Below are 19,401 nucleotides of genomic sequence, written 5' to 3'. Positions count from 1 at the left end.
AAGCATGCACTATCAAGTTAATAACTGGAATATTGGTGTTGGAAATATTTCTATTCTTGGGGTATCCTCTTCCTCACTTTTTATTGTAGGTGACAGCCATGAGATCCATCTAGCATCTTTATTCGATACACCACCGGAATCCTATGTCGTCGGAGTGGGCGATAATACGAATACGAGAAACCAAGAGTTGATAACCGATGTTTCCGCGAATGACTAGAGTCAAACAATTAAAAATGGAGAGTTTATCCTATAGTTCGATCTTTCAAATTGGTGATGCTAAGAAAATTGAACCAAAGGCAGACGTACTCGCAGTCCAAAAAGAAGGCGGTATTTCCTCTGACAAAGGATTTGAATTGGATCAATATCCAATTTTCAACACAGAGGTCTATCCTATACAAGACCCTGAAATCGTAACTGGTGAACATTGCCACTACCATTCCAACATATCCGTTTCCACCATTTTTATTAACGGGGTTTCCTCATCTAGTGTCGTTCAGCTTGGCAGTAACAAACATATTAACGCGCTATCGAAAATTAAACACATCCGTATACTAAAAGATAATTAGAAAGGTTGTGAAAGGATGCCTTCTATCGTAGGACCAATTAAAATAAATAGTGTTGGTGGTGGTGTTATTAATTTTGGTGACAGTTTCTATCTTTCTCCAAAAAGTGCGTCAAAATCAGCAAATGGTGCTGGTGGCAATAATAATGGCGATTTCTCTAACACCAATACTGGTTTTAACATTACCAACTCGGTTGATCCAGATGCAGTTGATCAGATAATTGGGGGTAATGCATAAGGAGGATTACTCCTTATGCATGTACCAATAATGCCTTGTCAAAGAAATATAAATACTTTTCCGTTACAGGATGGTTCCAAATAGTTTCGAGTGCTTTTGCATAAAGATCTATTTGCACCTTGTAACGGTTGATTAATTTTTGCTCTAATTCAGATGAGTGATCTTCTGTTATCTGATCGGTCTTATAATCTAATAACAACCAACCTTGCTCCGTCTTGATCACACAGTCGATAACCCCTTGTAAAAAGATTCTCTCCTGTTGAGGTTCGCTCCAGTTCGGATATACTTCTTGAGCAGGTAATGTCAAACTAAAAGGAATCTCGCGTTCGACGTGTTCTGCTTGTACTAACAGTTTACCAATATCGGTTTGAAAGAATGCCAATATCGCATCGACGTCTATGACTGACGCTTCATCAGCAGTCAGTATTTCCTTTGCCTCTAGCTGCGCAATATATTCTGCTAAAGATAAAGCTGTCCAGTCCGATGATAACGGAATGTGCTGCATAACTGTGTGCATGGCAGTACCGATTTCTGCTCTTGTCAACTTCTGCTCTGAATGCATAAATCGTGGCCGCTTTCGTATTGGGGCACGAAATGGTTCAATGATCTGCTGCGCACTGTAGTCATCCTTCACCTCATGCTGTCGCTTCATTTCTGTTACAGTCTGTTTCGCACGGTAAAAGACAGAATCCTGATAAGGGTATTGATACTCCAATTGACGCTTCACTTGCTGTGCTAATTGCTCATCTTCTAATTCAAGGCCATGCCACTGGTAAATCGCCTTTTGAATAGCTTCAATCTCTTCCTGATTACTCTCGTCAATTGTCTGATACTCACTCTGATGAATCCGGTCAATTTTCCAGACGGAAAGGTCCTCTGCTATATCATTCGGTACATATAATGGATCGTTCTGTTCCCGAAGTACTTCACCACTTTGATGACGAACAAGACTGGCACCAATCCAATCCAAATAAGACAATGACTCAAGCCGGTAATAGGAAGGTAGCACCCAGTCCTTATGGGACAAGATATTCGCCCATTTCTTTTTCTTCTTTACAAACGAGTTAACCGTTCCAACTAACACGACTTTCTCTTTTGCACGGGTCAACGCCACATACAGTACACGCATTTCTTCTGCAAGCATTTCACGTTGTATTTGTTTCTTTATTCCGTGATAAATTAAAGTTGGGTACATGATTCGTTTGACCGGATCAATATATTTCGAAGCAAAGCCAAGTTCTTTATGCAGCAAGTACTTCTCCCGAATATCCTGCTGGTTAAACTGCTTGTTCGCCGCTCCAACGATTACCAGCGGGAATTCCAATCCTTTACTTTTATGAATGGTCATGATACGGACCACATCTTCTTGTTCACCGAGAGCTTTCGCTGCACCAAGGTCATCACCCTTCTCTTCCATTCGCTCAATAAAGCGTAAGAAACGGAATAATCCTCTAAATGACGTTGCTTCATAACTTTTGGCTCGATCATAGAGAGCTCGTAAGTTCGCTTGTCGCTGTCGTCCACCTGGTATTCCGCCGACAAAATCATAGTAGCCGGTTTCCTGGAAAATCTCCCAGATTAATGTGGAAAGCGCTCCTTGTCTTGCTTCTTTCCGCCAATAAGTTAATTGAGACATAAATCGTTCCAGTGATGTATGCTCATTAGCTTTCAGATACGCCTTTAGTGCCTCATAATAAGGTGCTCCTTTTTTCGCAAGACGGATCTGAGTCAAGTCATTTTCATTCAAGCCAACGATTGGTGATTTTAACACAGAGGCTAACGGAATATCCTGTCTTGGATTATCCAGTACTTTTAGTAAGCTGATCATTACCTGGATTTCGATTGCCTGAAAATAACCGGAGGACAACTCGGCATATACAGGGATTCCCTGTTTCTTAAACTCTTCCATAATGGTTGGGGCCCATGTCATCGAGCGTAACAGAATAACGATATCCCGATATTCCACCTTACGTGACTGTCCTGTTTGTTTATCCATAATTTCAGTGGCGTCTTCCTCGTTCGCACCGATCCACTGTTTGATCTTCGTTGCATATGCACGTGCTTCGAGCTGGGCCTTTTCCAGATCTTCTTCGCTCTCCAGTTCCTGATCAGCCGGATCACTTTCCTGCGTTTCCTGATCAATGATCAACAATTCGGTATCGACATTAGGAAATGGAACTTTCTCATAATCGGTGTTGCCATAGATTAATTCGGCATCTTGATCATATTCAATATCACCGACATCAGGATCGAATAATTGCCTGAAGATGTAGTTTGCTGCCGTCAGCACTTCCCTTCTGCTTCGGAAGTTCCGTGCCAAATCGATCCGATAGCCTGGATCATCCTGTTTGGCAAAACGGTTGTATTTTTCAATAAATAGTGCTGGATTAGCATGGCGGAAACGATAAATACTTTGTTTCACATCTCCTACCATAAACATGTTCCCGCCTGATTGTTGATCAGACACGAGTGAAAGAATCGTCTCCTGTACAATATTCGTATCCTGATATTCATCGACCATTACCTCGGAATATTTCTTTTGCAGGTCAACTGCTACAGAAGATGGCTCTCGCGATGACTTATCCTTCATTAAAATATCTAATGCAAAATGCTCCAAATCCGCAAAATCTACTAAGCCTTTTTCTTTCTTCGCTTCCTGATAACCAGCTTTGAATTGTTTGATCATTTCCGTTAATTTTACAATCGTCGGATAAAGAGCATGCATATCCGTGATGTGCGCCTGTAAACTCCGGGTGAACCAATTCTTCGCGATATTGTCCCACCTTTTTTTCAGTTGATCTCGTAAATCTTTGGCCTGGTCTCTCTTGGCTTCATCACATTCTACCTTTTTACGGGACAATGCCTTAAATTTACTTCCGGCAAAAACAGAGCGCGCCTCATCCCAAGATATCTGGATCGCCCCTTTTGCTTGCTGAATCATTTCTTTATCCGCATCAATTGCTTCCGCATAATGATAAGGACCATCACTTTCTCTCGTGACACCCAAGGCCTGATCTGCCAGCAGTTCCATTACATCCAGCTGTTCGATTACTTCTTGTTTCAGCAATTGGAGCCATGGAATCTCCGTCTCATCTGTCTCTGGATCGACTTGATAGATAGTTGCCATTTGATCAAGCCAGTCATCTGGACTCGGGTGCTGGATTGAAAATTCATACATTTTTAAAATGAGCGATTCCACTTCTAAATCATTTCGATCATTACTAAACCGGTCAACTACAGAGAAAAAAGCAGCTTGCTGTTCTTCATCCGCTTCGCCGTACCACGTTTCAAAAAGTTCTTCCAGTACATCTTGACGGATCAGATCAGCTTCCATATTGTCTGCAATTCGGAAGTTGGGATCAATGTCAATTTGATAGGCATACTTACGGACTAAGTCCATACAAAAAGCGTGTAAGGTAGAGATCGACGCACTCTGCAACAATGATAATTGTTTTTTCAGATGTGAGGAACGCGGATTTTCCTCTAGTGACACTTCAATGGCAGCACCAATTCGATTACGCATTTCCTGTGCTGCCGCATTTGTAAAGGTAACGACTAACAGCGTATCAATATCGACCGGTTTCTCTTCGTGTAACAGCTTTTTAATAATCCGTTCGACCAATACCGCTGTCTTTCCCGATCCTGCCGCTGCTGCCACGAGAATATTTTTACCTGATTGGTAGATAGCATCTTCTTGTTCTTTTGTCCATTGCGGCACTATGCTTCACCCCGCTTGATTGCTTCGATTACTTCTTCGTCTTTCATTTCTTTTAATTTACGATAATTATTTTCCGCAAGTGTCGGATCAAATTGACAGACAGAACGGAAATCACAGAATGTACAGGCTGTTAATTGCTGCTGTTGAAATGGATTAAGATCCACTTTACCTTCTGTAATCGCAAGTCCGGCATTCTCCATTAATCGGTGAATATAGCCTTGCAGTTCGTTAAAGACATTTTGCTCCGCTACTTGTGAACCTTTATAAAAGGACCCTGTTTTACTGAAGCCAGCAGGAATAATATTACTTCGGCCGTAATCTAATGTGGTATCCATCATCCGGACAACCTCTTCCTGATCGACCATCAGACCTTTCATTTTGAATTTTTTGAAGATTTCTTGTTCGAGTTTGTCTTCTGATAAAAAGTCGTCTGCTGAAATCATCGGATTATGGACGTGGAAATAAAGCACCCCTGCTGGTGAGGCCGGGTGTCCAAGCCAGCCTTCTGCATTTTGTAATACGACATCTAAATAAGCTAGCATCTGCAGTGCAAGTCCATAATACACTTCCGTTAGATTTAACCCTTTTGCACTGGATTTATAGTCAATAATTCGCAAATATAATTGTTCATTTTCAAACGCTTGATCGACTCGGTCAATGCGTCCACGCAACAATAACGTGTGATCGTTCGGTAACGGTACCGTTAATGACTGCAGTTGATCCGGATAACCAAACCCAACTTCTAAGCCTACCGGGGCGAAGTGTGTCTTCCGCGCTTGTTCACTTAATATAAAGGTTGCTCTTGCGATGACACTCTCTAATTTCTTTTGGATATATTGATAACGATTGGAACTGTGCAGTATCTGATGCTGCAGCACATTCGCCAGCTCACCTACCGCACGATTTGCATATTTCCTGGCATCCTGATCATAAACATCTGCAAATTGCCTGCCTTCTTTCTGGATCCATTCGGTAATTTGTTTTAATGCTTCATGGAATAATTGCCCAATATCAGGTGCATCCAGCTTGTAGGTTGGACGATCTTCCAATCCTAAGCTGTACCTGGCAAAATGCTGATAGGAACAACGATGATACATTTCCAACCTTGATACACTTGCATTGATTTCTTTCTCATATAATGCTTGAACCGTATCCTTTTCCAAATCCACCGGTTTATTTTGATAAAACAAACTCTTTAATACTTGCTGATGAATCTGTTGCTTGACCGAATGCTCAATAAACCAATTCAACACAGATTCCCAAATTGATTCAATCGGGTAACCTCTCAGCTTTCTTGCCAATTGTGCTGTCAACGCACCTCGTGTTTTGTTCGGTGTCGTGACAAATCGATTTGCTTCCGTCATTTCCTCCGGATCTTGCAAAAATAATCGACTCTGTTGATGAGGAAATAACTCTTCCATTCTCTTTATCAATGAGGAAGCAGCCTTTTGGTTGCCCTCTTCATTACTGATTGGATAACTGATCCATAAATAATCCGCTGGCAAGGAAAAGGCTAAATAGACGTAGAACCAATCATCCAACAACTGACGTTTACTACCTTCCGCCAGCTTTAAACCATGTGTTTGTAACACAGATCGCTCTTCCTCTGTAATCAGTCCATCGCTACCTGGTTTCATTGGCCAGGTCCCTTCATTGACACCTAACAAGAAAGCTGTCTTAATACCGTGCATTCTCGATCTGTCAATTGAACCAACCACAACGTGATCAATACTTGGAGGCACATGTGAAAAACGCAGGGCATCGAACCCGGATTCTAATACATTTCGGAAGGTGGAAAGCGACATTTCCTCCTCGCCCGCTACTTCCGTTATTTCTTCCAGCAACTGAATGACCGCATCCCAGACCTGGTCCTGCTCACGGCCTTTCTCCACCCGTCCTTGTGCATCGAAATCTTCCCGCATTTGTTCTAATTGCGCAGGGGCACCGATCGATTCAAGCCATTCGAATAATGCAATTGTTTTTTGACGGATCGTTGGTAATGTCCGTAGCTTTGTGTCAATGTTCGTCAATGACTCGGCAATTTTATCCCGATAATGATTGATGCGTTTTTGCGCCACTAATTCCCGATCCGTCTGGGTAGATTGATCAAACCCTCTGAATCGCTGAAAAATCCAGTCTTTATCTGATAACCATCTGCTTCTGCCCCTGACACCATATTCCAGCACATAATTTTCCAACTCATCAATAGCTTCCTGATCCAGCCGGAATTCTCCCTCGCCTTGCGGAATAAAACCAGCTTTTAACAGACGAAAAACGGCATCGTAACGCCAATTCCCTTCCACAACATCTAATAACGAGCGAACGGTCTCAATGAGAGGGTGGTTCAGCATCGTACGCTTCTCGTCAACGAAAATCGGTATTTGATAATCTTGAAAAACGGTTGTAATTAAATCATGGTACACATCCGGTTCGCGTATTAAAATAGCCAAGTCACGATAACGATAGCCCTGATCTCTCACTAACCGTACTATTTCCTGAGCAGTCCCCTCCACCTCTGCACGCGGATGTACTGCTTCCGCAATCCGAATCGGCGCTTCACCAGAAAAAGGCTGTACAGGCCGGCTGTCAAAATGATGATCCAAATGAATAAAGGCATCTTTAGTCTCCGCATTCTGATCTGCATATTCTATCTCCACCGGGACTGATGCTTGTTCTGCCAGTTGTTGTAACTGATAATAGGTTTCTTTTGTTTGGTAAAATAAGTCTAACGGCGTCACTTCATTGTTCAGTTCCTCTAACGTTAACGTAACCGTCACATTTTTGGCTTTTTTGATCATTACCTCAATGACTAGTAATTCTTGTGGTGTAAACTGATGAAAACCGTCAATATAAACAGTCGTATTCTCAAGAAAATTCGTGTCTTCGAGTTTTTCTACTAACTGCTGCAGCTGATCCTCACTATCCATATAATGCCCTGCCAATGCATGCTGCAGGCTTTGATAAATGTATAATAAGTCATCTAATTTATGATGTAATGCCACTTCTCCGACAGTTTTATGCTGGAAACGATCCATTTCATCTAATTGTGCCGTAATAAGATCCGGTGTCACACAATATCGTTTAAATTCAGTGATCATTTCCTCTAACTGTTCGATAAAACCTTGCTTTTCGATTGCTTTTTGAAAGACTTTCCAATCGTCTGTCCGCTCCTCGACAATCTTTCTCAGCATCATTTGCATCCCGGTGGACGTAATATATTTCTTGGTTGCCCCACCTGTCAGCTGCATTACACGCCAAGCCAACCGTGAAAAGCTGTACACCTGCGCACGAATCGAACCATTTATGTCGTCACCATTTAAAAGCGCATATTCTTGCTGGAATGTCATTTGATCTGGAACTAAATAGATAATGGAAGGACCTTGGGGATCTTGCCTGAGTTCTTGTCTGATTTCTTGTAAACATTGCTCGCTTTTATTCACTGTCGCACTACCCATTAAAAATCGCAACAACAGAAAACACCTACTTTCCTACACGTCTGATATTCTAACACCCATTATAGCAAACGAATGTTCTGTGGTAAAGGAAAGTGATGAAAAAATTGCTATGTTATGATTAGGTTATATAATGGTGATGAGAAAGCTTAACAGAAAGGCCAATCCGGCAACAGGTGTCATCACCAGCTTTTCTTTTTTGCCAGGAGATACGAGGTTGGCAATCGTATTTATAGCGAGAAAACTGGTGATGATCCACATCAAGATAAGTGTGGGCATATCAAAAGTGGTAAGGAAAGAGGTATGATGCAAAACAACGGTCGCCATACCAAGTAAAAGAGCTGCGTTTACAATACTGACCAGACGAAATTTTCCAGGTAATACTTTGTTTTCTCCACCCATAGCATATTCACCTACTGGATAGCCAAGTATCAATAACATTTGAAAGATTGCTATCGCCACAAAAATAACAACTAGTATTAACGCTGCCAGTTGAATGTTGAAAGTTTCCACTTATCCCACACTTCTCACATATACATTCTTTTCACCATATGCCATATCATTCTTTTTTATTTACACAAGGAGCACGGATTAAATGGGATTAGGCTTTCTTCCATTCATCCGCCAACATGCCATAAATAACATGATCAACATAATGATCATATAACCATTCTGCCTGTCTGACGCTTCCTTCCTGGACAAATCCTAATTGTTCTGGGACTGCTCTGCTTTTTTGATTTTGTGCTGCAGCTCGAATATCTACTTTATTCATGTTCAGCTCGTTTATGGCATAGTCTGTTAACGCACCTGCCACTCGTGTCATAATGCCTTTTCCTTGATAATCCTCTCCAAGCCAGTAACCGATATAAGCTATTTTGTTGCTCCTGTCGAGATTATTGTAGCTCGCGGTTCCTACGATTTCATTTTGATAGACAATAAAAGTAGTAAGACTCTCTCCTTCCGCATAGCCCTTCAAGGAATTTCGGATAAATGCTTTGGTGTCTTCTAATTTTGTTGTGAAATCAAGCCATGGCAGCCATTCACGGAGATAATCGCGTGAACTTTCAGTTAAGGCAAATACTTTTTCGGCATCTTTTAATTCTATTAATTTTAAGGATAATTCTTCGTCTATTTTATGGTAAAACATAGATTACACCTCTTTTTCTATTGGAGATCTCTTATTATCCTATCTACAAATTTCTTTTTTTCCATTGTATACGAACGTTCATCATTAGGATATTTCCATGCTAATTCCTGCTTGAGTGCCTCATATTCTTTTGCTTTTTCTCGGTTGGCATTCATATAATCTCTAAAATAAGTGAGCTGGTTCCATAGCGGTCCCTGATATTTCACAACATGGAGAATATGTGTCTTCGTCAGTTTTTCCATATTACTAAACTTAGCAAAAACCTCTTTCCCCTCCACACGTACTTTCGATAAATGATAGTAACCATGATTTTTTAATTTTGTTCTGCCAAAATGCTCTATTCGCTTTAAATCATTCACTCCGATCAGCATATCAATGATTGGTTTCGCACTGATATGCTGAATAGAGGTACTCCCTATATGCTGCATATCTACAATGTCAGCTCCAGTAATCGTGTGTAACAGCTTCTGTTCTATCTGAAATAAGTTTTTCCAATCTTCAGAAGGTGGATCAAGTTTTACTTCTCCTTTATTAACACCTAACATCCGATCACTCCTCAGAGAATGAATCGTCTTCTCCCATCATTTCTCTTCGTAATTGACGTAAGAACGAGATGATATAAGACAATAATCCAATAATAATTGTTCCAAACGTATAGACTGCTGTTTCTATGTAGTTTCCAGCATCGAAATAATTCCCGAGTAGGAAAAATGCAATGATACAAATGATGATTGTACCAAAGAAATCTTTCATCTGCGTACTCATGCCATTCTCCTTTTTGCTCTATCCTCTAAACTTTGTCCACGTGATTCGTTCTTAGAGGTATTTTCATTGATCTCTCCTACTATCCTTATCCTCCATAAACGGAATATCATATTCCATTCTTTTCGCTGTATGCTCAGCAACTGCTTTTCCACATAGGCGTACCAATAGATGAAAAGACATGTTAATGCCTGCTGAGATCCCTCCGGAAGTAACAAGTGCTCCTTCATCCACGAATTTAACACCGCGTTGCACATCTACTTTGGGGAATTCGTTTGCTAAACGGTCGAGGTCAAGCCAATGCGTTGTCGCTTTTTTGCCGTCGAGCATACCTGCCTTTGCTAGCAGCAATGCTCCTGTACAAACAGAGGCAACAATATCGACTTCGGATTTTTGCTTAAGAATCCACTCTATAACATTAGGATTATGTATTTCTATTTCCTCTGCGCCATATCCTCCTGGCACAATTAACACATCAAGCTTAGGATGATTGTCAAACTGATAATCTGGCAGTACCTGTAGTCCATTTCGTGCCTGAAGCGCTTCTCCTTTTTCGGCAATGGTTACTACATGAAAGAATTTTTCTTCTGTTACTAAATCTGAAGCTAATGAAAAGACTTCAAACGGACCTGCAAAATCGAGCACTTCGACTTCATTAAATAATAGAATACCTACTGTTTGTTGCTGCATATGCTTTCCTCTCCTTCTTAAATTAAGTCAAAAAAGGCTGCAGTAATGATACCGATTGCTAAGACCACAGCCAAGCACAGTTCACTGATGGTTGCTAAATATTGTCTTGGATTTTCAGCGTATTTCCACTCCATATAAGCCTTTGCTGCATCGCCTATCAGTGCGCCAATCGCAAGTAAAATCCAAGGCTGCAACCACCAGATCGTATCACCATATTTTCTTGTTTTATTAAAGATAAAACCAAAAATAATAACCAGTATTGTGATTATTCGAATCGTCCAGTCTCACTATTTGTACTGATTATTAAAATGCTGATTGGGAGGTAACTTATCGACATTCAATTTTCTGACGACAATTATAAGAATTAATATCAGAAAAAACATTGGCTCCAAATCAACGGTATTCATATTGGCTTCCTTTCCCTCTTTTATCTTTATTTTTTTCTATTATCTCCTCTGTTACAACAGGCCAAAACAGTCCGTAGTAAATAGAGTTATTATTAAGACAGCACCAATGTATATTTCGCTGACTGTTGCTAAATATTGCTTCGGATTTTCAGCGTATTTCCATTCCATGTAGGCATTGACTGACTCTGATACTAATGTACCGAAAAGACCTATATACAAAGGTTGCAAAAACCAGATCTTTTCTTCAACCGGTCTGGTTATATTCACGGCATAACCGAGGATTATTAACATAATAATTACAACTCTGATCGTCCAGTCTACTTTTTTATGCCAATCATTTAAATGGTGCTTAAGAATTGATTTTTTAACGTTCAATTTCTTTCTGACTATTTTATTAAATCCCCACATCACAACCAGCATACCTGCTAACACAATGAATAGCGCTGGTAAAGATGCTGGATCCTCGTTGTAGGCATTCATATTGATTTCTTCCCCCTTGCCACCGCTTACCTTTCTTCATTCATCATACCATAATCCCACACCTTTTTTTTCACATTATTTTCTAATTCGTCCGACATAAAAAAGTCTAATTCAAGAATGATCTCATTCTCAAATTAGACTTTTTATAATTGAAGCGCTTTCTTCTCTTTAGTGTATAAATTGAAAGTTCAGTTCTGACATTGGCCAGTAACGTATATCCACTTTGCCAACTACCGTCTCCTGATCAACAAAGCCTATTTCTCTGCTGTCATAGCTCTTGGTCCGGTTGTCTCCTAATACGAACAACTTGCCTTCGGGTACTACTTTCTCACCAGTGACAACCTCTAAGCTGAAATCCTTAGTAAGGATCTCACCAGACTCGCGATATGGCTCCAAGTAAGGCTCCTCTACAGCTTCACCATTGACATACAAGACATCATCCCGATATTCAATATGATCTCCCGGTTTACCCACAACGCGCTTCACATAATCTTCCTGTTCATTCGCATGAAACACAATTACGTCAAAGCGATGTATATCCATTAAATCATATACCATTTTATTGACCATTAAGAGATTCCCATCATGCAGTGTCGGCTCCATTGATTTTCCGTTAACGACATAACTCGCAAATAAATAGGAACGGAAAATGACCGCCAACACTGTTGCAAAAATGACGATACGTACGATTGACCATATTCTTTTTTTATCCATTGGCTTCCCTCCAAAGGGACTTTCATTATTAACTAATTTACCCCATTTGGAAAAATTTAATCCGTTTACTCACGTTTTTTTTGATCTGCTCGTGTTTGCAGACGTTTCTCTATATATTTTCCAACGACCCAAAGAATCGAAATACCTATTAGTAATATAATCGTTTTAAGCGGATTTTGTGCAAACGAAACGATACTGTCTCCAATCGATGATACGGTAAGAATCATGACACCTTTGCCCAACAGTACTGCCAGAACAAACTGGTAAAATCCCACACCGGAAATGGCAGCGACTAAATTAATAATAGCCGAAGGAGAAAATGGGAAACATAACAGAATAAATAACGGACCAAATCCATGCCGTTCTAACCATTCCGTCACTTTCGACACCTGCTTATTCCGGCTGATCCAACGTAGCAAACGGATATGCCTAAATCGGCGTACCAGCATAAATACCGCAATTGCCCCGGCACTGCCGCCAGCCCATGACAGGATAAAACCTTCCAGCAGCCCGTATGCCGCTGCATTTGTCATCACAAACACAATCAATGGCAAAAAAGGTAAAAAAGCTTCTAAAAAGGGCAACAGCACACCCGGAAGCGGACCTAAACTTTCGTAACTCCGCAGCAAAAAATCAACCAATTGCCCAAATTCATGTGCTTCGATATATTCTTTTATTTGATCGACATTAATGTTATCAATATTACTAATATTGTATGTAAGCATCAGCGATTTAACTCCTTCAAACAACTAAAAATATAACTTATTATTATTTTAATATTTTTTTGCCAATTTTCCTAATTATTCACATAAAGCGAGACTTCCATAAGCGGTTTTTTGCTTATGGATAGCGAGACTTATCAGGGGGTTAGCGGTCGTTCCCCTTACCGATTAAACCTCTTCGCTTACGAACGCTTATCACCGTGGTAAAGCGAGACTTCCATAAGCGGTTTTTTGCTTATGAATAGCGAGACTTATCAGGGTATTAGCGGTCGTCCATCTTCCCGATTAAACCTCTTCGCTTACGAACGCTTATCACCGTGGTAAAGCGAGACTTCCATAAGCGGTTTTTTGCTTATGAATAGCGAGACTTATCAGGGTATTAGCGGTCGTCCATCTTCCCGATTAAACCTCTTCGCTTACGAACGCTTATCACCGTGGTAAAGCGAGACTTCCATAAGCGGTTTTTTGCTTATGAATAGCGAGACTTATCAGGGTATTAGCGGTCGTCCATCTTCCCGATTAAACCTCTTCGCTTACGAACGCTTATCACCGTGGTAAAGCGAGACTTCCATAAGCGGTTTTTTGCTTATGAATAGCGAGACTTATCAGGGTATTAGCGGTCGTCCATCTTCCCGAATAAACCTCTTCGCTTACGAACGCTTATCACCGTGGTAAAGCGAGACTTCCATAAGCGGTTTTTTGCTTATGGATAGCGAGACTTATCAGGGTATTAGCGGTCGTCCATCTTCCCGATTAAACCTCTTCGCTTACGAACGCTTATCACCGTGGTAAAGCGAGACTTCCATAAGCGGTTTTTTGCTTATGGATAGCGAGACTTATCAGGGTATTAGCGGTCGTTCTCCTTCTCAAATACCCTTATTTTCACTTACGAACCACGGCACCATAATGATTCCATGATTTTCTACCTGCATTTTTAACAATTTTGTTGCATTTTTTTAAAATCAAGCATATACTAGAACAAATGTTCCCTTTATGGAGGTGGAAATAGAAAATGAGATATTTAAACGAACACGAATGGAAATTAGCATCGCGTTTTCTGTTTTTATCAATGGCTTTAACTGTTATTAAACACGATTTAGAAAAAATGAACCAGCTTTCCCCTTTTAAAATAAACGAACCTTACATCGCGTTATTGAAAAAAATAGAAAAAAATGCAACAGAAGAAAGAAGAAAATTACGCAAAGAAATGTACAAGGAGAAGATTCAAGTCGTCTCTTTAGACAAAAACGATTCCTTTACCTCTTATTTGTTCACCTGTAAGGGTAAAGAAGAAAAACGCAACTATTTCAACCCTGCTATCCGAAAAAAAGTAGAGGTCATCTTAGAAGAATTAATGGCAAACGCCGCCTTACAATCTACCTCTCAAGAAAAAATAAAATTATAAATATAAGCAAAACCAGGCCTAAACCCGGCCCCCTAATTAATCTTAAGTATATACAGCTACCTATAATACGGATTATGTAAAGTAAACTATTTAGAGATGGTCATTTTGACGGATAGTATGTGCGTAGCATATCTCCGGAAATATGCCCCGCAGGACGCGGAGTGGTTGGCCGGAGCGGTATCCCAGCACAGGAATCATTTCAAAATTATCACTAAGCTTCTACTTTACATAATCCGTATCATCAAAACCCATTCTTTTATTTAATCTTCAGCACAATTTCTTCTTAATGATAGTGATTTTCTACTTTCTTCACCTATGAAAAGAACCGTTAAGTCTGGAGAGCAGTCTTAACGGTTCATCGATTAATGCTTATGCCATTTGGCTTCTGCCACGAATTGGGCAGACTCTAAAATCTGTTCCATTTTATTGCTTAATAAATAGCGGTATTGTGCGGTGCGATACAGTTGATTAATCATTGTCGCATACGAAACATCCAAAATCAGGTCACGCCCATTTTTGAAAACAATTCTTGTTAAATCATGATCGACTTTTTCCAACTCGAGCACATGAGAATGCGCAATCCAGGTACAGGCTTTTCTTTGGGGAGATTCAATCGGAAAAAAATACATACCACTGATCCGGTCAATAGCAATCGGCGGTTTATGCGTGATCTTACTTAACATCCGTGATCCTTCAATCAACCCTCGAAGACTGATGCCAAATTCTCTACACGTGTAATCCAGTACTTTCTGTGTACTCCAGGTCGTTTCATAATCATCTGCTTCATCATATTCAATCACCCTTGTAAAATATTGACCACCTTCCTCTTTTCCAACAATTGCGAGTGTCTTAGGACTGATTTCTCGTACTTTCTCCATTAACATTTCCATTTTTATTCCTCCTCTGGATTTGCATTCGCTTATAATGTAACAAGTTTTGATAAATTTGGATATGAAATGACAGTTTTTCGGCTAAAATAAAGTAATATTCTGTGTTCTTAGCTAAAATTTGCTATAATTTAACTAAAAGCAGCTATTCAGTGACCATTTTTTATACAATTTTCGCAAATAATGAGGTGATACGAATGTGGTTTAAGAAGAAGAAAAAAGACAAAGAAAAAACGTACCCGATTAAGGATATTTCCTTAGAAGAAGTACGTCATGCCATCCATGCATTCAGTAAAGAACTGCCAGCAGATATTCCATTAAAAATTGTCGCAAAAGACGATTTATCACTAGATTATTCGTTACTTGCTCCGTTCTTAAAGGGAATTCCCGAAAAGAACTACTACATGTCCAAGGAAACCTATGACTTGTTCGAGGAGGAGGAAAAACATATTGCACTAGCATTGGATCAGATCCAGCATGCTGTCGATCAATATATTGCGCAAACAAATGAATTGCCCGTCATCGATCATGATCCTTATCTTAAGGTAAATTTCTTCAAGCTGGAAAAATTAAAATTAATCGAGGAACGACCAGAAATGGATTTTTATATTACAGATCAGGAACAAATGGTAACCTCTGTAAAACCGACGTAAAACCGACGTAAAACAGTGGGATTTCTCGTCATTGGAGTGCCTTGTATTTTACTGCATATTTCGTCACAAAACAAAATATCCAAATATTTTTCGCATGACAAATGCGATATATTCATAAAATAATTGAGAAAATGGAGGAATCGTCATAAGATCGACGTGAAAGAATGTCATATTATAGCAAACAGCCTTATTGGTAAATCCTAAAAATAGACGGCAGAACATGACAGATTTGATTTTTGATCTTTTTGAATCTATCATTTCATCATAAAGAAAGGGTGTTTAATATGGAAAAAACCTTTACCATTCCACAACCAAAGACATATGGTCCAATTAGAAATCTACCATTGCTAGATACAGATAAACCTATATTATCCTTTATGGAATTAGCAGAAGATCACGGTCCCATTTACCGCCTGCAAACTCCTGCAAGCGAAACCATTATCGTGTCCGGGCATAAGCTTGTAGAGGAAGTCTGTGACGAATCACGATTTGACAAAAGTATTGATGGCCCTCTAGACAAAGTCCGTGCCTTTGGAGGAGATGGATTATTTACAAGCTGGACACACGAACCTAACTGGGAGAAAGCACATAATATTCTGATGTCGGCGTTTAGCCAGCCTGCTATGAAAGGCTATCATACAGTCATGACGGATATTGCCGAACAACTCGTACAAAAATGGGCCCGGCTCAATCCACATGAAACCATTGATGTTCCTGATGATATGACTCGTCTTACTTTAGATACTATCGGTCTGTGTGCCTTTAATTACCGTTTTAACAGCTATTATAGAGAAACTCCCCTTCCCTTCATTACGAGTATGGTGCGTGCACTGGACGAAGCCATGCACCAAAACCAGCGATTCCAGTTACAAACAAAACTTATGCACAAAACCCAACGACAGTTTAAACAAGACATTCTGGAGATGTTTCAGTTAGTTGATGGCATTATTACGGACCGCAAAGCCAATAGCAGTCAACAAGAGAATGATTTACTTGCGCGCATGCTACACGCGAAGGATCCCGATACCGGTGAGAAGCTGAACGATGAGAATATCCGCTATCAAATCATTACTTTTCTCATTGCCGGACATGAGACGACAAGTGGTTTACTATCTTTTGCACTCTACTTTTTATTAAAAAATCCAGATAAACTGAAAAAAGCTTATGAAGAAGTCGATCAAGTATTAACTGAAGCCACTCCTACCTACAAACAAGTTCTAAAACTTAAATACGTACGCATGATACTAAATGAGGCGCTGCGATTATGGCCAACTGCCCCAGCCTTCAGCCTTTATGCCAAAGAGGATACAGTGATTGGCGGAAAATATGCCATACAAAAAGGAGAAAGACTAACCGTACTCATCCCACAATTGCATCGAGATGTTGAAGCATGGGGAGAAAATGCCGAAACATTCCAGCCAGAACGTTTTGAAGATCGAGATCAAATACCACCTCATGCCTTTAAACCATTCGGCAACGGTCAGCGAGCTTGTATTGGGATGCAATTTGCCCTGCATGAAGCAACGCTCGTCTTAGGTATGTTGCTTCAGCAATTTCAATTCATCGATTTTCAAAACTACCAGCTTGATGTGAAACAAACCTTAACATTAAAACCAGACAACTTTAAGATAAAAGTTAAACCACGCAAGCAAGCTGCATTTAACAATGCGAACAAGACAAATAGCGAAACCGCAGCTAAAGACTTTACCGCCAATCAAACACCTACCATCTCAGGACTTAACCAACGTCCATTACTCGTTTTGTATGGTTCAGATACCGGAACTGCTGAAGGAGTTGCAAGAGAACTGGCGGATACTGCCTCGCTTTATGGTGTTGAAACAGAGGTGGATGCACTAAATAACCGACAAGGAGCTCTTCCAAAAGAAGGTGCCGTCATTATCGTTACTTCCTCTTATAATGGCAAGCCGCCGAGTAATGCCGGTCAATTTGTACAATGGTTAGAGACCGCGAAGCAAGGGGAACTTGCAGGTGTTAGCTATGCAGTATTCGGCTGTGGGGACCGTAATTGGGCCAGCACCTATCAGGACGTTCCTCGAATGATTGATGAACAGCTGACGAAAAAAGGAGCCGTTCGATTCTCTAAGCGAGGAGAAGGTGATGTGAATGGTGATTTTGAAGATCTGTTAGACAAATGGAAGGAAAAAATGTGGTCCGATGCGATGGAGACCTTCCATTTATCTCTAAATGAAAAAGTAGAAACTGTAAAAAATACATTAACACTTCAATATGTACAAGAAATGGAGGAATCCCCTCTCGTCCGTTCTTATGAAGCGTTTGATGCTACCATCACCGAGAACAGAGAATTACAGGCTTCAGATAGCGGTCGAAGCACCCGGCATGTCGAAATAAAGCTCCCACAAGGGGTGACCTATCAGGAAGGCGATCATCTCGGAGTGCTCCCTGCTAATAGCAGCGACAATGTGAGCCGTGTTCTGAACAGATTTCATCTCACTAAAAACGACCTGGTAATCCTGAAAACGAGTGGACGAAGTGCTGTACATTTGCCGCAGGATCGCCCAGTCAGCCTGCAGAGCCTGCTTACTTACAATGTGGAATTACAGGAACCAGCAACTCGCGCACAAATTCGGGAACTTGCTGATTGTACAACATGTCCTCCCCACCAAAAGGAGCTCGAGGCACTACTAGAAGAAGAAATCTATCAAACTGCCATCTTAGAAAAACGAGTTTCTATGCTGGATTTGCTAGAAACATATGAAGCATGTGAGATCACGTTTAAAAAATGCTTAGCACTTTTACCTCCATTAAAACCAAGATATTATTCGATTTCCAGTTCATCACGTGTCCATCCAAAGCATGTGAGCATTACCGTTGCGGTAGTGGAAGGCCCTGCCCGAAGTGAGAATGGGATCTATCGTGGCGTGGCATCACATTATTTAGCTAACTGTAAACCTGGAGATAACCTGAAAATATTCATCCGGACGCCTGCCTCTGACTTTCAATTACCAGAAAGAGAGGCAACACCTATTATTATGGTTGGTCCAGGAACAGGACTCGCACCCTTTCGAGGCTTTCTTCAGGCACGATCCGAGCTGAAGAAACAAGGAATTCCATTAGGTGAGACGCACCTTTATTTTGGCTGCAGAAATGAGAATGATTTTATCTACCAAGATGAAATAAAGCAATATGAAAAGAATGGTGAATTGATGCTTCATACTGCCTTTTCACGAGTACCTGGTACACAAAAAACATATGTTCAGGATTTAATGACATCAAATGCCGCAACCATAATCGAACTGCTTGACCAAGGAGCTAAATTATATATTTGTGGAGATGGAAACAATATGGCGCCAGATGTAGAAGATACACTAAAACGCTGTTATCAATCAATACACGAAAAAGAAGACGACGAGGCAATACAGTGGCTGGAAACACTACAGGCAGATGGAAAATTAGCGAAAGATGTTTGGAGCGGCAGCTAACTGAAAGTGTATAACTTTGCGCAGAAAAAGATGGATGAGGAAGGTTTCCTGCCCAGGTTACAACCTTCCTCCCTATACATAACTCCCCCCAAAAGCAGAAATT

The 19,401-nt window shown here is 40.5% G+C and carries 18 protein-coding genes; 6 read left to right on the top strand and 12 right to left on the bottom strand.

Annotated elements, in window-relative coordinates:
- The first annotated feature begins 4 nt into the window (after window positions 1-4).
- The 3 genes from MUN88_RS12395 to MUN88_RS12385 are packed head-to-tail and all read left to right on the top strand — an operon-like array spanning window position 5 to window position 800.
- Window positions 5-217 (top strand): spore germination protein GerPD, encoded by a 213-nt coding sequence (locus tag MUN88_RS12395; protein ID WP_244715472.1) that lies wholly within the window; start codon window positions 5-7, stop codon window positions 215-217.
- Window positions 210-566: a spore germination protein GerPE gene (locus MUN88_RS12390; RefSeq protein WP_244715470.1), complete on the top strand. Its 357-nt coding sequence runs from the start codon at window positions 210-212 to the stop codon at window positions 564-566. The genes MUN88_RS12395 and MUN88_RS12390 overlap by 8 nt, the downstream gene beginning before the upstream one ends.
- 15 nt (window positions 567-581) lie before the next feature.
- Entirely contained in the window at window positions 582-800 is a 219-nt protein-coding gene (locus tag MUN88_RS12385; protein WP_244715468.1) for a spore germination protein, read from the top strand.
- Between the two features lie 13 nt (window positions 801-813).
- Here the strand turns inward: MUN88_RS12385 and addA are convergent, their stop codons facing one another.
- From addA to MUN88_RS12330, 11 genes are all read right to left on the bottom strand, one after another.
- Window positions 814-4,518: a helicase-exonuclease AddAB subunit AddA gene (gene addA, locus MUN88_RS12380; RefSeq protein WP_244715466.1), complete on the bottom strand. Its 3,705-nt coding sequence runs from the start codon at window positions 4,516-4,518 to the stop codon at window positions 814-816.
- Window positions 4,518-7,991: a helicase-exonuclease AddAB subunit AddB gene (gene addB / locus MUN88_RS12375; RefSeq protein ID WP_244724500.1), complete on the bottom strand. Its 3,474-nt coding sequence runs from the start codon at window positions 7,989-7,991 to the stop codon at window positions 4,518-4,520. Before addB ends, addA begins: the two co-directional genes overlap by 1 nt.
- A gap of 105 nt (window positions 7,992-8,096) precedes the next feature.
- Window positions 8,097-8,483 carry a hypothetical protein gene (locus MUN88_RS12370; RefSeq protein WP_244715464.1) on the bottom strand — a complete coding sequence of 129 codons (387 nt, stop codon included), beginning with the start codon at window positions 8,481-8,483 and terminating at the stop codon, window positions 8,097-8,099.
- Window positions 8,484-8,571: 88 nt separating this feature from the next.
- On the bottom strand, window positions 8,572-9,117 hold the full coding sequence (locus MUN88_RS12365; protein ID WP_244715462.1) for a GNAT family N-acetyltransferase: 546 nt from the start codon (window positions 9,115-9,117) through the stop codon (window positions 8,572-8,574).
- Window positions 9,118-9,134: 17 nt separating this feature from the next.
- The gene (locus MUN88_RS12360) at window positions 9,135-9,662 is read right to left on the bottom strand and encodes a GrpB family protein (RefSeq protein WP_244715460.1); all 528 of its coding nucleotides are present in this window, start codon (window positions 9,660-9,662) and stop codon (window positions 9,135-9,137) included.
- Between the two features lie 4 nt (window positions 9,663-9,666).
- Complete coding sequence (locus MUN88_RS12355; RefSeq protein ID WP_244715458.1) at window positions 9,667-9,882, bottom strand: hypothetical protein; 216 nt, start codon at window positions 9,880-9,882, stop codon at window positions 9,667-9,669.
- Window positions 9,883-9,945: 63 nt separating this feature from the next.
- On the bottom strand, window positions 9,946-10,569 hold the full coding sequence (locus tag MUN88_RS12350) for a DJ-1/PfpI family protein (RefSeq protein ID WP_244715456.1): 624 nt from the start codon (window positions 10,567-10,569) through the stop codon (window positions 9,946-9,948).
- A gap of 17 nt (window positions 10,570-10,586) precedes the next feature.
- Window positions 10,587-10,805, bottom strand: coding sequence for a DUF4181 domain-containing protein (locus tag MUN88_RS12345; protein WP_244724498.1), 219 nt, complete (start codon window positions 10,803-10,805; stop codon window positions 10,587-10,589).
- Between the two features lie 222 nt (window positions 10,806-11,027).
- Entirely contained in the window at window positions 11,028-11,456 is a 429-nt protein-coding gene (locus MUN88_RS12340) for a DUF4181 domain-containing protein (protein WP_244715454.1), read from the bottom strand.
- 168 nt (window positions 11,457-11,624) lie between these two features.
- Complete coding sequence (lepB, locus tag MUN88_RS12335; RefSeq protein ID WP_244715452.1) at window positions 11,625-12,170, bottom strand: signal peptidase I; 546 nt, start codon at window positions 12,168-12,170, stop codon at window positions 11,625-11,627.
- A gap of 65 nt (window positions 12,171-12,235) precedes the next feature.
- Entirely contained in the window at window positions 12,236-12,895 is a 660-nt protein-coding gene (locus MUN88_RS12330) for a TVP38/TMEM64 family protein (protein WP_244715450.1), read from the bottom strand.
- Window positions 12,896-13,904: 1,009 nt separating this feature from the next.
- Between MUN88_RS12330 and MUN88_RS12325 the strand changes: the two genes are divergently transcribed.
- Window positions 13,905-14,297, top strand: a complete 393-nt coding sequence (locus MUN88_RS12325; RefSeq protein WP_244715448.1) for a YhjD family protein — start codon at window positions 13,905-13,907, stop codon at window positions 14,295-14,297.
- A gap of 362 nt (window positions 14,298-14,659) precedes the next feature.
- Here the strand turns inward: MUN88_RS12325 and MUN88_RS12320 are convergent, their stop codons facing one another.
- Window positions 14,660-15,187 carry a competence protein ComK gene (locus MUN88_RS12320; RefSeq protein ID WP_244715446.1) on the bottom strand — a complete coding sequence of 176 codons (528 nt, stop codon included), beginning with the start codon at window positions 15,185-15,187 and terminating at the stop codon, window positions 14,660-14,662.
- A 194-nt stretch (window positions 15,188-15,381) separates the two neighbouring features.
- On the opposite strand from MUN88_RS12320, the gene MUN88_RS12315 reads away from it, so the two are divergent.
- The gene (locus MUN88_RS12315; RefSeq protein WP_244715444.1) at window positions 15,382-15,837 is read left to right on the top strand and encodes a DUF3939 domain-containing protein; all 456 of its coding nucleotides are present in this window, start codon (window positions 15,382-15,384) and stop codon (window positions 15,835-15,837) included.
- Window positions 15,838-16,121: 284 nt separating this feature from the next.
- A complete protein-coding gene (locus MUN88_RS12310; protein ID WP_244715442.1) occupies window positions 16,122-19,298 on the top strand; it encodes a bifunctional cytochrome P450/NADPH--P450 reductase in 3,177 nt (1,058 codons plus the stop codon).
- Window positions 19,299-19,401: the final 103 nt, after the last annotated feature.

Source organism: Gracilibacillus caseinilyticus (assembly GCF_022919115.1).
Classification (GTDB): domain Bacteria; phylum Bacillota; class Bacilli; order Bacillales; family Amphibacillaceae; genus Gracilibacillus; species Gracilibacillus caseinilyticus.
This window is presented reverse-complemented; position numbering and strand designations above follow the sequence as displayed.

What these genes read in the sequence shown, in the direction of transcription:
- MUN88_RS12315 (WP_244715444.1), top strand. Translation starts at nt 15,382, where the DNA reads ATGTGGTTTAAGAAGAAGAAAAAAGACAAAGAAAAAACGTACCCGATT.
- MUN88_RS12390 (WP_244715470.1), top strand. Translation starts at nt 210, where the DNA reads ATGACTAGAGTCAAACAATTAAAAATGGAGAGTTTATCCTATAGTTCG.
- MUN88_RS12365 (WP_244715462.1), bottom strand. Translation starts at nt 9,117, where the DNA reads ATGTTTTACCATAAAATAGACGAAGAATTATCCTTAAAATTAATAGAA.
- MUN88_RS12395 (WP_244715472.1), top strand. Translation starts at nt 5, where the DNA reads ATGCACTATCAAGTTAATAACTGGAATATTGGTGTTGGAAATATTTCT.
- MUN88_RS12385 (WP_244715468.1), top strand. Translation starts at nt 582, where the DNA reads ATGCCTTCTATCGTAGGACCAATTAAAATAAATAGTGTTGGTGGTGGT.
- MUN88_RS12325 (WP_244715448.1), top strand. Translation starts at nt 13,905, where the DNA reads ATGAGATATTTAAACGAACACGAATGGAAATTAGCATCGCGTTTTCTG.
- MUN88_RS12350 (WP_244715456.1), bottom strand. Translation starts at nt 10,569, where the DNA reads ATGCAGCAACAAACAGTAGGTATTCTATTATTTAATGAAGTCGAAGTG.
- MUN88_RS12355 (WP_244715458.1), bottom strand. Translation starts at nt 9,882, where the DNA reads ATGAGTACGCAGATGAAAGATTTCTTTGGTACAATCATCATTTGTATC.
- lepB (WP_244715452.1), bottom strand. Translation starts at nt 12,170, where the DNA reads ATGGATAAAAAAAGAATATGGTCAATCGTACGTATCGTCATTTTTGCA.
- MUN88_RS12340 (WP_244715454.1), bottom strand. Translation starts at nt 11,456, where the DNA reads ATGAATGCCTACAACGAGGATCCAGCATCTTTACCAGCGCTATTCATT.
- MUN88_RS12320 (WP_244715446.1), bottom strand. Translation starts at nt 15,187, where the DNA reads ATGGAAATGTTAATGGAGAAAGTACGAGAAATCAGTCCTAAGACACTC.
- MUN88_RS12330 (WP_244715450.1), bottom strand. Translation starts at nt 12,895, where the DNA reads ATGCTTACATACAATATTAGTAATATTGATAACATTAATGTCGATCAA.
- MUN88_RS12360 (WP_244715460.1), bottom strand. Translation starts at nt 9,662, where the DNA reads ATGTTAGGTGTTAATAAAGGAGAAGTAAAACTTGATCCACCTTCTGAA.
- MUN88_RS12310 (WP_244715442.1), top strand. Translation starts at nt 16,122, where the DNA reads ATGGAAAAAACCTTTACCATTCCACAACCAAAGACATATGGTCCAATT.